The 14,008-nt window shown below is 51.3% G+C and carries 13 protein-coding genes; 3 read left to right on the top strand and 10 right to left on the bottom strand.

The window, feature by feature from the left end:
* Positions 1-71: 71 nt before the first annotated feature.
* From DW47_RS0100660 to xerD, 8 genes are all read right to left on the bottom strand, one after another.
* A complete protein-coding gene (locus DW47_RS0100660; RefSeq protein WP_029684384.1) occupies positions 72-2,228 on the bottom strand; it encodes a polysaccharide biosynthesis tyrosine autokinase in 2,157 nt (718 codons plus the stop codon).
* Positions 2,229-2,246: 18 nt separating this feature from the next.
* Positions 2,247-2,681 (bottom strand): arsenate reductase/protein-tyrosine-phosphatase family protein, encoded by a 435-nt coding sequence (locus DW47_RS0100655; protein WP_029684383.1) that lies wholly within the window; start codon positions 2,679-2,681, stop codon positions 2,247-2,249.
* Entirely contained in the window at positions 2,681-3,817 is a 1,137-nt protein-coding gene (locus DW47_RS0100650; protein WP_029684382.1) for a polysaccharide export protein, read from the bottom strand. The genes DW47_RS0100655 and DW47_RS0100650 overlap by 1 nt, the downstream gene beginning before the upstream one ends.
* A 907-nt stretch (positions 3,818-4,724) precedes the next feature.
* The gene (gene lysS / locus DW47_RS0100645; protein ID WP_029684381.1) at positions 4,725-6,245 is read right to left on the bottom strand and encodes a lysine--tRNA ligase; all 1,521 of its coding nucleotides are present in this window, start codon (positions 6,243-6,245) and stop codon (positions 4,725-4,727) included.
* Between the two features lie 9 nt (positions 6,246-6,254).
* Positions 6,255-7,353 (bottom strand): peptide chain release factor 2 gene (gene prfB / locus DW47_RS0100640; protein ID WP_161606684.1). Its coding sequence is split into 2 segments (ribosomal slippage): positions 6,255-7,277 and positions 7,279-7,353, totalling 1,098 coding nucleotides; the frame shifts between segments, so codons are not numbered across the junction.
* 140 nt (positions 7,354-7,493) lie between these two features.
* On the bottom strand, positions 7,494-9,230 hold the full coding sequence (gene recJ, locus DW47_RS0100635; RefSeq protein WP_029684379.1) for a single-stranded-DNA-specific exonuclease RecJ: 1,737 nt from the start codon (positions 9,228-9,230) through the stop codon (positions 7,494-7,496).
* Positions 9,231-9,233: 3 nt separating this feature from the next.
* A complete protein-coding gene (gene dsbC / locus DW47_RS0100630; RefSeq protein ID WP_029684378.1) occupies positions 9,234-9,938 on the bottom strand; it encodes a bifunctional protein-disulfide isomerase/oxidoreductase DsbC in 705 nt (234 codons plus the stop codon).
* A 28-nt stretch (positions 9,939-9,966) separates the two neighbouring features.
* Positions 9,967-10,881 (bottom strand): site-specific tyrosine recombinase XerD, encoded by a 915-nt coding sequence (gene xerD / locus DW47_RS0100625; protein WP_029684377.1) that lies wholly within the window; start codon positions 10,879-10,881, stop codon positions 9,967-9,969.
* Between the two features lie 48 nt (positions 10,882-10,929).
* Between xerD and DW47_RS17775 the strand changes: the two genes are divergently transcribed.
* Together DW47_RS17775 and fldB are read left to right on the top strand one after the other, a co-directional pair.
* Positions 10,930-11,064, top strand: a complete 135-nt coding sequence (locus tag DW47_RS17775) for a hypothetical protein (RefSeq protein WP_277618929.1) — start codon at positions 10,930-10,932, stop codon at positions 11,062-11,064.
* A 245-nt stretch (positions 11,065-11,309) separates the two neighbouring features.
* Positions 11,310-11,828, top strand: a complete 519-nt coding sequence (gene fldB, locus DW47_RS0100620; RefSeq protein WP_029684376.1) for a flavodoxin FldB — start codon at positions 11,310-11,312, stop codon at positions 11,826-11,828.
* Between the two features lie 6 nt (positions 11,829-11,834).
* Here the strand turns inward: fldB and DW47_RS0100615 are convergent, their stop codons facing one another.
* Together DW47_RS0100615 and sdhE are read right to left on the bottom strand one after the other, a co-directional pair.
* Entirely contained in the window at positions 11,835-12,263 is a 429-nt protein-coding gene (locus DW47_RS0100615) for a protein YgfX (protein WP_071846596.1), read from the bottom strand.
* The gene (gene sdhE, locus DW47_RS0100610; protein ID WP_029684374.1) at positions 12,226-12,510 is read right to left on the bottom strand and encodes an FAD assembly factor SdhE; all 285 of its coding nucleotides are present in this window, start codon (positions 12,508-12,510) and stop codon (positions 12,226-12,228) included. Before sdhE ends, DW47_RS0100615 begins: the two co-directional genes overlap by 38 nt.
* 407 nt (positions 12,511-12,917) lie before the next feature.
* Here sdhE and ygfZ point away from each other — a divergent pair, with 407 nt between their 5' ends.
* Positions 12,918-13,898, top strand: a complete 981-nt coding sequence (gene ygfZ, locus DW47_RS0100605; protein WP_029684373.1) for a tRNA-modifying protein YgfZ — start codon at positions 12,918-12,920, stop codon at positions 13,896-13,898.
* Positions 13,899-14,008: the final 110 nt, after the last annotated feature.

Here is a 14,008-nt window from a genome sequence, read left to right as displayed (position 1 = left end):
TATAGATTAGAATTAATAATGAGGATCAGTAATCTAGGAGGGTAAACAGCCCCATTAGGGGCTGATTATTTTTATTTATTATCGTAGGAATACCCGTAATGGCTATAACCATAGCCATAATAACTGCTGGCTTTTTTCACAATGCCATTTAGGATACAGCCTTTAACTTCAATACCGCTCTGTTCAAAGCGTTTAATACTGACTTCCATTTCTTTCACGGTACTCTGTTCAAAACGTGCCACTACCAAACTAGCCCCGGCATAACGCCCAATAATGGCCGCATCGGTGACTGCCAATACCGGCGGAGTATCGATTAGAACCAAGTCATAATTTTGGCTCGCCCAATCGATCAGTTGTTCAAAACGTGGGTTCATCAGTAATTCTGCCGGGTTAGGAGGTGCAGCTCCACGGGAGATAAAATCAAACCCAGCTTCGCTGACCTTTTTTACCCCTTGCTCAGCAGTGGATTTGCCGGAAAGAATATCTGATAGTCCATGCTCGGTGCCTGCCTTAAACACTTTATGCACATAACCTTTGCGCATATCCGCATCAATAAACAGCACTTTCTGACCGGTCTGGGCAATCACCGCTGCTAGGTTACTGCTAATAAAGGTCTTACCGACATCGGGGCTGGCACCAGAAATCATCAGCACATTATTTTTGGCTTCCATCATCGCAAAGTGCAAGCTGGTACGTAAGCTGCGGATCGCTTCAATGGCCAAATCTGCTGGGTTATCAATCGCCAGAAAACTGATATTTTCCTGTTTATTCCCTTTTAATTTAATTTTAGGTGCACTACGCTGCATCCATTCCGAAACCGGCACACTGGCATAGACATTGATTCCCGCTTCTTCGAGTTGCTCCGGAGAGTCGATACCACGACGTAAAAATACTCGTAGCAGTACTAGTCCTACTGAAACAAAAATACCGAATACAAATCCAATCAGTACTATCAGTTGCTTTTTAGGTTTAACCGGAGCTGGTTCAGTAATGGCATTATCAACAATACGTACATTACCAATAGCACTATTTTTAGCAATATTCAGTTCCTGTTGACGGTTCAGTAACTGCATATATACCGCTCGACCGGAATCCACATCACGGCTTAGGCGTAATACTTCCTGTTGGGTGGCTGGCATCCCGGAGACCTGTTGGTTAAGCTTAGCCTTTTCCTGTTCTAGGGTCTTACGCTTTTCCAGCAAGGCTTTATAGGTCGGATGGTCCTTGGTATATAATTGCGATATTTCGGCTTCGCGGAAAGTCAGCTGATTTAACTGGTTATCAACGTTTACTACCTGTTCCAATGTTGAACGGGCTTGGATATTGAGGTCAACGGAATCGCTGCGCTTACGGTAAGCACTGAGTTTATCTTCTGCGCTGTCCAGCTGTGCACGCACCTGTGGCAGCTGCTGATCCAAAAACTGCAGGCTTTTAGAGTCTTGGGCCGCCTGCAGATCAATATTTTGTGCCAGATAGTTATCACTGATACTGCGTAATGTCTGCTGAACTAACTCAGGGTCATTGCCGATTAATGTTAGATTTAACATTCCAGAGTCTTTGCCCTGATCAACAGCACTAAATGACTGTTGCAGATTATTAATCGCATTCAACCAGCTAATATAATTAACCGAAAAGGCTGTACCGACCGGTGCCTGAATATCGTTTATCAGCAAAGAAAGTCCTTTATCTTCTAATAGCTGACCGATATGCCCTTGTAAATTATAACCACCACCGGTTAGGCGATAGTTGCCGTTATCTTGCTGCGTCAAAGTCAGTTCAGGAACCTTACCCTGTTGTGCGGCAACATAAATACGTCCCACGGTCACTCGACCTGGCTGGTGACCGGTGAGTCGTGCCCAGCCGCGACCGAATACTGGGAAATATTTCTGCTCAATTTGGGCTTGTAGATTAAGGTCATCGACGGTTTTACCGAGGATCATTCGTGACTGTAATAGCGCAATTTCCGGGGCCGACTGTGGCTGGCTGTTCGGCAGCATCTGACTGAGGCTATTTAACAGGGCATTACCCTGTTTCTCTTCCACCTGGACCAGGGCATCTGCTTGATAGACTGGGGTGGCAAACAGCGCATAGAGTATGGCCAGTACCGTAAACAGCGCGGTGACACTGATTATCAGTTTTTTATGGTCTAGCAGTTCACCCAACAACCGTCCCAGATCGATTTCATCACTGTCCGGCGTGACCGGCTTATTTTTAACTATCGAAGACATGCATTTACTTCCTAAAAGTTAACCACCCAGTTTTGAAGTCCAGCCCGTCGCAGACTGTTCCAGTAACTGATAGACAAATTCAAATGCTTCCATACTCTGCCGGTAAGGGTCCGGGATCTCTTTATTTCCCAACCAATGGCCGAATAGTAAAGTTTTACCTCGAGCTTCCGGAGCAATACGGGTGACCTGTTCGATATGCTGTTTTTCCATCACCAGGATCAGATCATATTGCCGTCCCAGCCGGCCAGTAAACTGCTGCCCTTTATGCCCTTCCAGCGACAAGCCATGCTCATCTGCAACCGCGATAGCAGAGTTATCGGCCGCATGGTCGACTAAGGCTCCGACCCCGGCAGAATCAATTTTTTTGCTCGGTAATTTCTGCCTTAGTAAACGCTCACCGATCGGAGAGCGGCAGATATTACCGGTACAGACCACTAAAATAGAGTTAAACATTATGGCCAGGTCCTGATATAGCGGACCGTTTCGGTCATATCGTGTACACCGCTGATAGTCGGTACCAATTGTGAAATCACACGGCCCCAACGGACCACTGGAGCGGTAGTGACATAGACAATATCGTAAGGCTGCAGCTGGAACTCGGTGGACAGCACCATGGTAGAAGCGTCTTTAGCATCTAACTGATAAATATTGGCGATCCGTCCGTCTTTATCTTTAGGGATCTGGCGGATCACAAAGATACCGGAGGCATTAGCATATTGCTGATTAATCCCTTGGGCACTGCCCAGCGCTTCCGCCAGGGTCATGCCACTACGATCCATCTTCAGGGTACTTTGCTGACCGACTTCACCCATCACAAACACTTTTTGGTCATCATTACGCGGCACATACAGAATATCGCCAGGATACAGCAGATGGTTTTGCAGCAGGTCGCCCTTCTGCATCAGTGACTGCAGTGAGATAATTTGATCGGTACCGTTATGGGTTAGCACCACATGCCGCCAATCAGCATCGGCGGCCAGTCCCCCGGCAGCATTTATCGCATCCATCACCGTTAGCGGCACATTGGTGATCGCCTGCTGACCGGACTTATTCACTTCACCGGTCACATAGGCTTTCTGTGAACGGAAAGCCGCGACCGCCACATCCACCTGAGGGCTCTCAATATAAGTCGCTAAGCGGCGGGCAATTTCTACACGCACTTCATCAAGGGTGCGGCCGGCGACATGCACTTTACCGATATAAGGGTAGAAAATATTACCATCGGCACCTACCCAGTTACCGGTATCGCTGGCGCTGCGATAAGTCCCGGCTGGGTTGGTCAATTCAGGGTGATCATAGACGGTGACCATCAGCACATCCCCGGGACCGATACGGTACTGATAGCTGCGCAGTAAGCTGTCTAGCTGTGGGTTAGGCTGCGCCATTACCGGGGCCGGTCTCAGTTTATCGATCAAATCAGGGGTCATCGGATAGACATTGACCATTTTATTCCAGTCAGTGTTACTGTCCGGCTGTTCGACCACGTGTTTAGAGCCGGTGCTTAAATGCTGTCCGGGGACGATAGTACAGCCACTCAGTAGTGCTACCAGAGCCGCTGCAGCTGTCAGTTTCAGTGCAGTTGTTTTCATCAATTTATATCATCACTTATGGAAAGACACTCCGGGCCACTTACGGTGAGCGCCCGTCGGTTACAGTTTAAAGATCATCATTGAAATCATCGTGGCAGCCTGGCCCTACTGGCTAACAACTATGGATCCGGAAGCAAGCTTAACAGTGAATACTGTCGGCCATCCGGCACGCCAATCGGCTGATAATAGCAGTGTAAACCATGATTTCCACCAAAAAGCCTGTTTTATCTACTGACTCAGGCCTTACTCAGGGTGAGCATCCACATGCTGTATGACGGTTAAATAGCTTAAGCCGCACGGGCTGGGTGAACAGTAATGGAGAATTCTTCGTCATGACAGACGGTTATCTCAGTAATTAGGCACGCTACCGCCCTTGGCTTACAGCTACCAATGGACTGTCCAGTACACTTTGACGGTTCTACTTACCGCCAGCAAAAACTGTTTACATTGCTGATCCTGAGAATGATTTCGAGTATCAGTAATTCTTGGGGCTAAAGATATAGATAAATTCCTGGTTTTTTACAAAAACTGACGTCTTAGCCAACAGCCAACGAGGCAAGGCTAGTAGCATGGCTTTTTCATAAGAAAAATACCCGAAGGTTATGAAAAGGCTAAATAATTTTTCGCTAGAATCGCTAGCTCAATGTTATAAGACGTAGATTGGGAAAGGTGCCGACACCGCCAGAAGCGACTTGGGCAAGGTTATCATCCGTCAGAGATATTTCTTAATTCAAGATCAGTATCAACGGCCTATTCAGGAGGGTGATCGATGAGCCAAACTTAGGCTGCGATTGCGGGTGTGTCAGAAAGGGGGGTTGAATAAAAATCGGAATAACCGGCTGCTCAGACTCCTGATATCAATCCACAAAAAAGCCGGGCATATCGCCCGGCTGGTTTAGAGAAGAACTTACTTGCTTTCCGGGCGCAGCGCCGGGAACAGGATCACATCACGGATAGTGTGGCTGTCGGTAAACAGCATCACCATACGGTCAATACCAATTCCTAGGCCTGCGGTCGGTGGCAGGCCATGCTCCAGTGCGGTGACATAGTCTTCGTCGTAGAACATGGCTTCATCATCGCCGGCATCTTTGGCGTTAACCTGATCCTGGAAACGTTGTGCTTGGTCTTCAGCATCGTTCAGCTCAGAGAAACCATTACCGATTTCACGTCCACCGATAAAGAACTCAAAGCGGTCGGTAATTTCCGGGTTTTCATCGTTACGACGCGCCAGTGGCGAAACTTCCGCCGGATATTCGGTAATAAAGGTCGGCTGGATCAGCTGGCTTTCGGCAGTCTCTTCGAAAATTTCCGTGACAACCCGTCCCAGGCCCCAGCTTTTCTCCACTTTGATCCCCAGTGAGCCCGCAATGGCTACCGCTTTATCAAAGTCATCCAGATCGCTGAGTTCGGTTTCTGGACGGTATTTTTTGATCGCTTCACGCATGGTCAGGCGGGCAAACGGTTTACCGAAATCGAAGACCTGATCACCGTAAGTCACTGCGGTATGACCCAGCACCTTTTCCGCCAAGGTACGGAACAGGCTTTCGGTCAATTCGATCAGATCGTTGTAATCGGCGTAGGCCATATAGAGTTCCATCATGGTGAACTCTGGGTTATGCCGCGGCGAGATCCCTTCGTTACGGAAGTTACGGTTGATCTCAAACACACGGTCAAAGCCACCGACCACCAGACGCTTCAGGTACAGCTCTGGGGCGATACGCAGATACATATCGATATCCAGCGCATTATGGTGGGTGATAAACGGACGGGCAGATGCACCGCCAGGGATCACCTGCATCATTGGTGTTTCCACTTCCATAAACTCACGCTCAACCATAAACTGACGAATACCAGCCATAATTTTTGAGCGGATTTGGAAGGTGTTACGTGACTCTTCATTGGCGATCAGGTCAAGGTAACGCTGACGGTAACGGGTTTCCTGATCTGCAAGGCCGTGGAACTTATCCGGCAGCGGGCGCAGGGCTTTGGTCAGTAGACGCAGTTCAGTACAGTGAATGGAGAGCTCACCGGTTTTGGTCTTAAACAGTTTACCGCGCGCCCCAAGAATATCGCCGAGGTCCCACTTTTTAAACTGTTCGTTATAATAGCCTTCCGGCAGATCATCACGGGACACGTACAGCTGAATACGGCCACCGGCATCCTGCAGGGTTACGAACGCGGCTTTACCCATAATACGGCGGGTCATCATACGGCCAGCAACGCTGACTTCGATGCCGGTCGCTTCCAGTTCTTCGTTTTCCTTGGCATCATACTCAGCATGCAGTTTGTCTGACTGAGTGTCACGGCGGAAATCGTTAGGGAAAGCCACGCCATTCTGGCGCAGCGCAGACAGTTTTTCGCGACGATTTTTCAGTTCGTTATTGAGTTCGCGGATGGCATCAGCCTGCTGTGGTTGTTGTTCTGACATGATGTTTCCTTATAAGCCTGCTTTCAGGCTGGCTTCAATAAAACGGTCCAGGTCGCCGTCCAGCACTGCCTGGGTATTACGGGTTTCAACCCCGGTGCGCAGATCTTTGATCCGCGAATCATCGAGCACATAAGAACGGATCTGGCTGCCCCAACCGATGTCGGATTTGTTATCTTCCAGCGCCTGCTTCTCAGCATTTTTCTTCTGCATTTCCAGCTCGTATAACTTCGCTTTCATCTGCTTCATGGCCTGATCTTTGTTCTTATGCTGCGAACGGTCGTTCTGACACTGGGTAACAGTACCGGTGGGAACGTGGGTAATACGCACTGCGGATTCGGTACGGTTAACGTGCTGACCACCGGCACCGGAGGCGCGATAGACGTCAATACGCAGGTCCGCGGGGTTGATATCGATATCGATATCGTCATCCACTTCTGGGTAGACAAACGCAGAACTGAACGAGGTATGACGACGGCCGCCGGAGTCGAACGGGCTCTTACGCACTAAACGGTGTACACCGGTTTCGGTGCGCAGCCAGCCAAAGGCATACTCGCCAGAAATGCGGATGGTGGCAGATTTAATCCCTGCCACATCTCCTTCCGACTCTTCGATCACTTCGGTCTTAAAGCCCTTATCTTCCGCCCAGCGCAAGTACATACGCAGCAGCATATTGGCCCAATCCTGCGCTTCGGTACCGCCGGAACCGGCCTGCAGGTCGATATAGCAATCTGCGCTGTCATATTCACCGGAGAACATACGGCGGAATTCCAGTTCAGCCAGTTTTTTATCCAGCTCATCCAGTTCGGCTACGGCTTCGTTAAAGGTCTCTTCGTCATCCGCTTCAATTGCCAGTTCCAGCAGGCCGTTAACATCTTCCAGCCCCTGGTTCATCTGGTCCAGAGTACCGACAACCGCCTCCAGAGAAGAGCGCTCTTTACCCAGTGCCTGGGCACGCTCCGGATCATTCCAGACGTCTGATTGTTCAAGCTCAGCGTTTACTTCTTCGAGACGTTCGTTTTTAGCATCATAGTCAAAGATACCCCCGAAGCAGCTGGCTGCGATCAGTGAGGTCCTGGATGCGATTTTTCACCGGATTAATTTCAAACATGGCTCAGATATCTTTTAGTTGGACGGTTAATGGCATAATTAAGGCCATATAGTCTACCGGAAAGGGGCTGATTCGGGTATCCCTTAAGCATCCGCGAAACACTTTTGTTTAAGGGATAATCAGAAAACGGACACTGCCACTCAACTTAGCGGCCAGAGATGCTCAATCAGTAGCTGAACATTGCGCTGTCCGCGGAACTCATTAATGTCGAGTTTATAGGCCACTTCGGCTTGGCGAATACTGTTATCCGGCCAAAGGCGGGTATCGATATTGAAGGCAATCCCATCCAGTAGCGGCCCACCGTCTACCGGTTCCAGCATCAGTTTCAGGTGCCGCTCCCCCACCAGCCGTTGCTGAAGGATGCGGAATTTACCGTCAAACACCGGTTCGGGAAACATCTGTCCCCAAGGCCCGGCTTCGCGCAGCATTTCGGCGACCGGTAACGTCATATCATTGCCGCTGAGTTCACCGTCTGACCACACCACGCCCTGTAACTGACTGGCATCCAGCCACTCGGCGGCGATCTCGGCAAACGCCTGACGGAAGGCGTCAAACTGGTTTTCATCCAAAGACAGCCCCGCCGCCATGGCATGGCCGCCAAATTTAAGGATAAGCCCCGGGTTAAGGGTATCCAAGCGTTCCAGCACATCCCGCAGGTGTAACCCCGCCACCGACCGACCAGAACCTTTTAGGGTGCCGTCCCCTGCCGGAGCAAAGGCAAATACCGGCCGGTGAAAACGCTCTTTAAGACGCGAGGCGACAATCCCGACCACGCCCTGATGCCATTGCGGATGATAAAACGCCAAGCCGTGGGGCAGTTCCTGATGCTGCTGCACCAGAGAATCACATAGGCTCAGTGCTTCCGCCTGCATGCCCTGCTCAATTTCTTTACGGGTCTGATTAAGGGCATCCAGTTCACTGGCCAGCATACGGGCCTGCTGAATATCCTCAGTGAGCAGTAATGAAACCCCGACCGACATATCATCAAGACGTCCAGCCGCATTGAGGCGCGGACCGAGGGCAAAACCGAGATCACTGGCTACCAGCTTTGATGACGAGCGGTTAGCCACCTCCAGCAACGCGCGGATCCCGGGTCGACATTTTCCGGCGCGGATCCGCTGTAAGCCCTGCCACACTAAAATTCGGTTATTGGCATCCAGTGGCACCACATCGGCCACTGTCCCCAATGCCACCAAGTCCAGCCACGCTGCCAAATTTGGCTGTGGCCGATCCTGAAACCAGCCCTGTTCACGCAGCCGCACCCTCAGTGCCATCATCAAGTAAAAAGCCACGCCAACACCCGCCAGCGCCCGTGATGGAAAAACACAATCATTCAGGTTCGGATTAACGATAGCGGCTGCCGCAGGTAGGGTTTCCCCCGGTAGATGGTGATCGGTGACTACAACCTGCATCCCATACTGATTCGCCAAGTCAACGCCAGCGTATGAGGAAATACCGTTATCCACTGTCAGGATCAGTTCGGCACCTCGGGCTTTGGCCTGCTCCACCACTTCCGGGCTGAGGCCGTAGCCATCCTCAAAACGGTTGGGCACCAGAAACGCGATATTTTCCGCGCCCATGGCTTTCAGCGCCAACATCGACAATGCGGTGCTGGTCGCCCCGTCAGCATCGAAATCACCAACAATTAGGATCCGCTGCTGGCTTGCCAGCGCCTGATGTAAAATCTGCGCTGCCGTTTCGATACCGTTCAGTTGTTGCCAAGGCAGTAGTGAGGCGGCACCACGCTCCAGTTCGCTGTCTGCGGTGATCCCGCGCAGGTGATAGAGCCGACGTAATAAAGCCGGCAACGTCGCCGGCAATGAGGATTCGCCGTCGGAAGAGCGGCGGCGAAGTTGTGAAGCCTGTTGTGCTGTCAAAAGTTACTGCCCTGCTTTGAGACTGTCGAGATACTGTTTCAACTCCTGCGGTCCCTGGTAACCTGGGATCAGTACACCACTGTCGGTAAGGATCGCTGGCGTCCCCTGAATACCGTACATCACACCCAGTTGATATTGGCGGGAGAGATCGATATTACAGGTGGCAGCTGCCGGGGTCTTACCGTCCATTGCGGCGTCGAAGGCTTTTTTACGATCAGCCGCACACCACACAGAGGTCATCGCTTTGGCGACGTCGCCACCCATCCCTTCACGCGGGAAGGCCAGATAACGGACGGTGATCCCTAAGGCGTTATAGTCCGCCATCTGCTGATGAAGTTTATGACAGTAGCCACAGGTAATGTCCGTAAACACGGTCACAACATGTTGCTGCTTCGGTGCCTTGTAGACGATCATATCCGGAACCATCTGCTCAACTTTTTTGTCCAGCAGGCGGAAGGTGCTGTTGACCGGACGCGGACCACTGACATCGTACAGTGGCCCCTGGATCATCTGCTTACCGTCATTAGTGACATAAAAGACACCATTATCAGTCAACACTGTTTTCATGCCAGGCAGCGGCGAAGGCTGAATATCGGTCACTTTGACGCCTAACCGCTGTAGAGTACTTTGAATGGCGGAGTCATCTGCCTGCGCCAGACCCGAAAAGACGGCACAAAACAACGCTGCTGCTAAAAGAGATTTTTTCATTACGCTGATGTCCTTTATCACCCCTGCCTCAGGCCCGGGGATGGTGCTGTTGATGTAACTGACGTAGCCGTTCATTGGCCACATGGGTATAAATCTGAGTTGTCGACAGGTCGCTGTGCCCCAACAGCATCTGCACTACCCGTAGGTCGGCACCATGGTTTAGCAGATGGGTGGCGAATGCATGACGCAGAACATGCGGTGACAAGCTTTCACTGTCGATACCTGCCAGTACGGCATAATGTTTAATGCGATGCCAGAAAGTCTGGCGGGTCATCTGCCTAGCCCGGTTACTGGGAAATAACACATCCAGTGTCTGTCCATTGGTGAGCCACGGGCGGCTATATTCCAAGTATTGCTCTAGCCAGTAGATCGCCTCTTCACCGAGTGGCACCAGCCGTTCTTTGTCCCCTTTCCCCACTACCCGCACCACCCCTTGACGCAGGCTGATATCGCTGAGGGACAGGCTGACCAGTTCCGAGACACGCAACCCGGTGGCATACAGCAGTTCGAGCATCGCTTTGTCGCGAAGTTCCAAAGGGATCTCAATGGAAGGAGCCTGTAACAGCCGCTCGATACGGGCTTCACTGAGATCTTTTGGCAGTCGCTGCGGCAATTTAGGGGATGACAATACCGACGTCGGATCATCAGAGCGCAGTTTTTCACGGTAAAGGTACTGGAACAAACGGCGCATAGCACTGAGCTGTCTTGCGGAACTGCTCGCCTTTCGGCCATGTTCAAGGCGTTCAGCCAAGAAACTCTGCAGGTCGCTAGCGGTCACCGTGAGCAGAGAGAGATTGCGGGTTTTCATCCAGTCGGTGAGCTGGTGCAGATCCTGACGGTAGGAAGACAGGGTATTTTCTGCGAGGTTACGCTCGATCCAGACGGTATCCAGAAAGAGCTCAACCCGTTGCAAATTCTCGTCATGTTGCGGATGTTCTGCCACTGTGACTCCGTGTTCTGACAGGGTTTATGACTGATATAGGCGGCTATTATGCCTGAAAAAGGAACAAAATGGGGAAAAACCACCTTCTCGCTGGCAGAGATAAGCCAAAAGCCTGCTTTCTGTTTGATTATGGCTGCTGTTGCAGGAGTGTTGCCAACTTTTGACATCAACAGTGCTAACTAACCGGCTTAACGCTTTAAGTCTGCAAATCCTCTGCTGTCGCTTCCCTGCCCCGCACTGAAATATCAGACACTGCTAGGTACTAGGTACTAGGTACTAGGTACTAGGTACCAGATGCCATTGAGCCTAGCAAATAGGCTTAACCCCGCATTACGCCTTACTGCTTAACGGGGGAATATTGCTGGACGGCTCACCCAACGTTTCTGTTACCATAGATCGCAGTTGAGAAATGACAGAGCACCCTTGGTATGAAAATCGGCCTATTCTATGGTTCTAGCACCTGTTACACCGAAATGGTTGCGGAAAAAATCCGTGATTTTATCGGTGACGACTTAGTCACCCTGCATAATGTGAAAGACGGTCCCGTGGAAGCGATGCAGCACTATGATCTGTTGATCATGGGCATCCCGACTTGGGATTTCGGTGTGCTTCAGGAAGACTGGGAAGCGGTATGGACGATGCTCCCTGACCTGCAATTGAACGGTAAAATCGTGGCGCTGTATGGAATGGGCGATCAAATTGGCTACAGCGAATGGTTCTTGGATGCACTCGGTATGCTCCATGATCTGCTGAAACCTATGGGTGTTCGCTTTGTCGGTTACTGGCCGACCGACGGTTTTGAGTTTCTCAGCCAGAAAGCCGTACTGCCGGGGGAAACTCATTTTGTTGGTCTGGCTCTGGATGATGTTAACCAGTTCGAAATGACCGATGAACGTGTCGAACGCTGGTGTGAGCAGATCCTTGGGGAGATGGAAGCTCTACTGTAACTGGGTTTACTGCCGACTCCGGCGACCATAAAACCAGTGCATCCTAAGCCCGCGCCAGGCGGCCTGTGGCATGGCATCTTTCATCAGCCAAAAACGGTAACGCTTGCCATACTCACTTTCCAGTGACAACAGCACCGTAAAGGGTAACCACCCCAGTTGCCCGCGTGTTTGCCACTGTTGCTGACGCCATTCCCAGATATCCTGATTATTAAGGCTTATACGCCCAATGTGCTGCTGGAAACGCCGTCGGGCTTGCTGACCTTCTCGGCAGACCACCACCGCAGCCAGCAATTTACCTAGCCCCCAAGCCCATGACCACGGGCTGACGACGATCACCAGTAATACTATGCCCTGGGCACTCCACTGAATTTGAGCGGCTAAACGTGATGGCTTTAGTTCACTCTGCCACCGGACCGCGCTGTCGGTTACGTTCACGTATCAGATCCACCATGTGTTTGAGGGCAGGGTCTGCTGGCTTACCGTGTTCCATCATCCAGTTAAACAGATCAGGATCATCAGCACCCAGCAAGCGAATAAAAGTCTGCTTGTCGGTATCATTTAGCGAGTCATAGTCATATTTAAAGAACGGCATAATGGCGATATCCAACTCCAGCATACCGCGACGGCACGCCCATTGAATACGTGCTTTCTCATCAATAGCGGGTAGAGCTTGTGGTTGCATAATCAGTCCTTAATAGTGTTCGCAAGAGGCCTAAGTGTATCCCTTACCTGTGCTGGCGGCGAGTACTGAGGTTACGTAAAGGTTAAAGTTACGGGCTGCCTCGCATTAGTTCTACAAAACAGCTTAGCGGCCCTCGGCAGTGTCGAAAGCCACTCGCAACTCTCAACCTTTCATCTCCTACCTGTCTGCAGTGACATAACCGTCTATGCTAAAACAGCGCTATGCACCAACAACAACCTGCGGATAGCGCTGAATTCCCTCTGTATCGCGAAGCATTCACCGTTGTTGCGCATTAAGCGCGTGGTTTCACTCTTTTCAGCCAGAAGTGATTGGTGAATAATGCTGTTAATATTAACGCTGAGTCAGTTCAGCGTGTGCAGACATACCCTTAAGCCACAGGATGCCCTATGACCGAGACAAAAATTACGCCCCCGGCAGTCGCAGAAGCGCTGCCACTGACCGTGATCGCACTGGATGACTGGGCACTGGTCACCGCCCGCGGTCAAGACAGTACTAGTTATTTACAGGGGCAATTGACCCTCGACGTCGCCGCCTTGGCCGAAGATGATCACCGGTTAGCAGGCCATTGTGATGCCAAAGGGAAAATGTGGAGCAGCCTACGCCTGTTTCACGATACCGAAGGCTACGGCTATCTGCTGCGTCGCCAGGTTCGTGAACAGCAACTCACCCAACTGAAAAAGTATGCGGTGTTCGCCAAAGTTACTCTGAGTGCCGATGACAGCCGGATGCTGACTGGCATCGCCGGAGCCGGAGCCCGTGAAGCATTGGCCCCGCATTTCCCGCAGTTGCCAGACAGTAATAGGCCACGGGTGATTGCCGGCGATAACCTATTGCTGTGGCTGCCAGCCCCAACAGAGCGTTTTCTGCTGATTGCTGGCGAAGAGACCACCGCATCTCTGTGCCAGGAACTGAATCATGCCCAGTTGGCGGAAAGCCATCAGTGGCTGGCACTAGATATTGCAGCCGGTCTGCCGGTGATTGACCCAGCGACTGCCGGGGAATTTATTCCACAGGCCACTAACCTGCAGGCGCTGGATGCCATCAGCTTTAAAAAAGGCTGTTACACCGGCCAGGAAATGGTGGCACGAGCCAAATACCGCGGAGCCAATAAACGCGCGCTCTACTGGTTAGCCGGAGCAGGAACCACAGTGCCGCAGGCCGGTGATGCCCTTGAGCTACAGATGGGAGACAGATGGCGCAAGACCGGCACGGTATTGGCTGCGGTAAAACTGGATGACGGTACCCTCTCGCTGCAAGCGGTCCTCAATAATGACCTCGAAGCCGATGCGGTCCTGCGCCCGGAAGGTGATGACAGTGGTTCGCTGAATATTCAGCCATTGCCTTACTCACTGGAAAGCAACGACTGATCACTGAAAGCTAGCAATGGCGTGTTGCCAAGTGGCGGACTGTGCTGGCCAGTGATGACTGAGAGTGTGGTGATGATGGATCGTGACTGAACCGCCAGACTAAGCCCCCT

Source organism: Tatumella saanichensis, from assembly GCF_000439375.1.
Taxonomy (GTDB): Bacteria; Pseudomonadota; Gammaproteobacteria; order Enterobacterales; family Enterobacteriaceae; genus Tatumella; species Tatumella saanichensis.
Note: the sequence above shows the minus strand (reverse complement) of the source record. Positions and strands in the feature narration are given on the sequence as shown.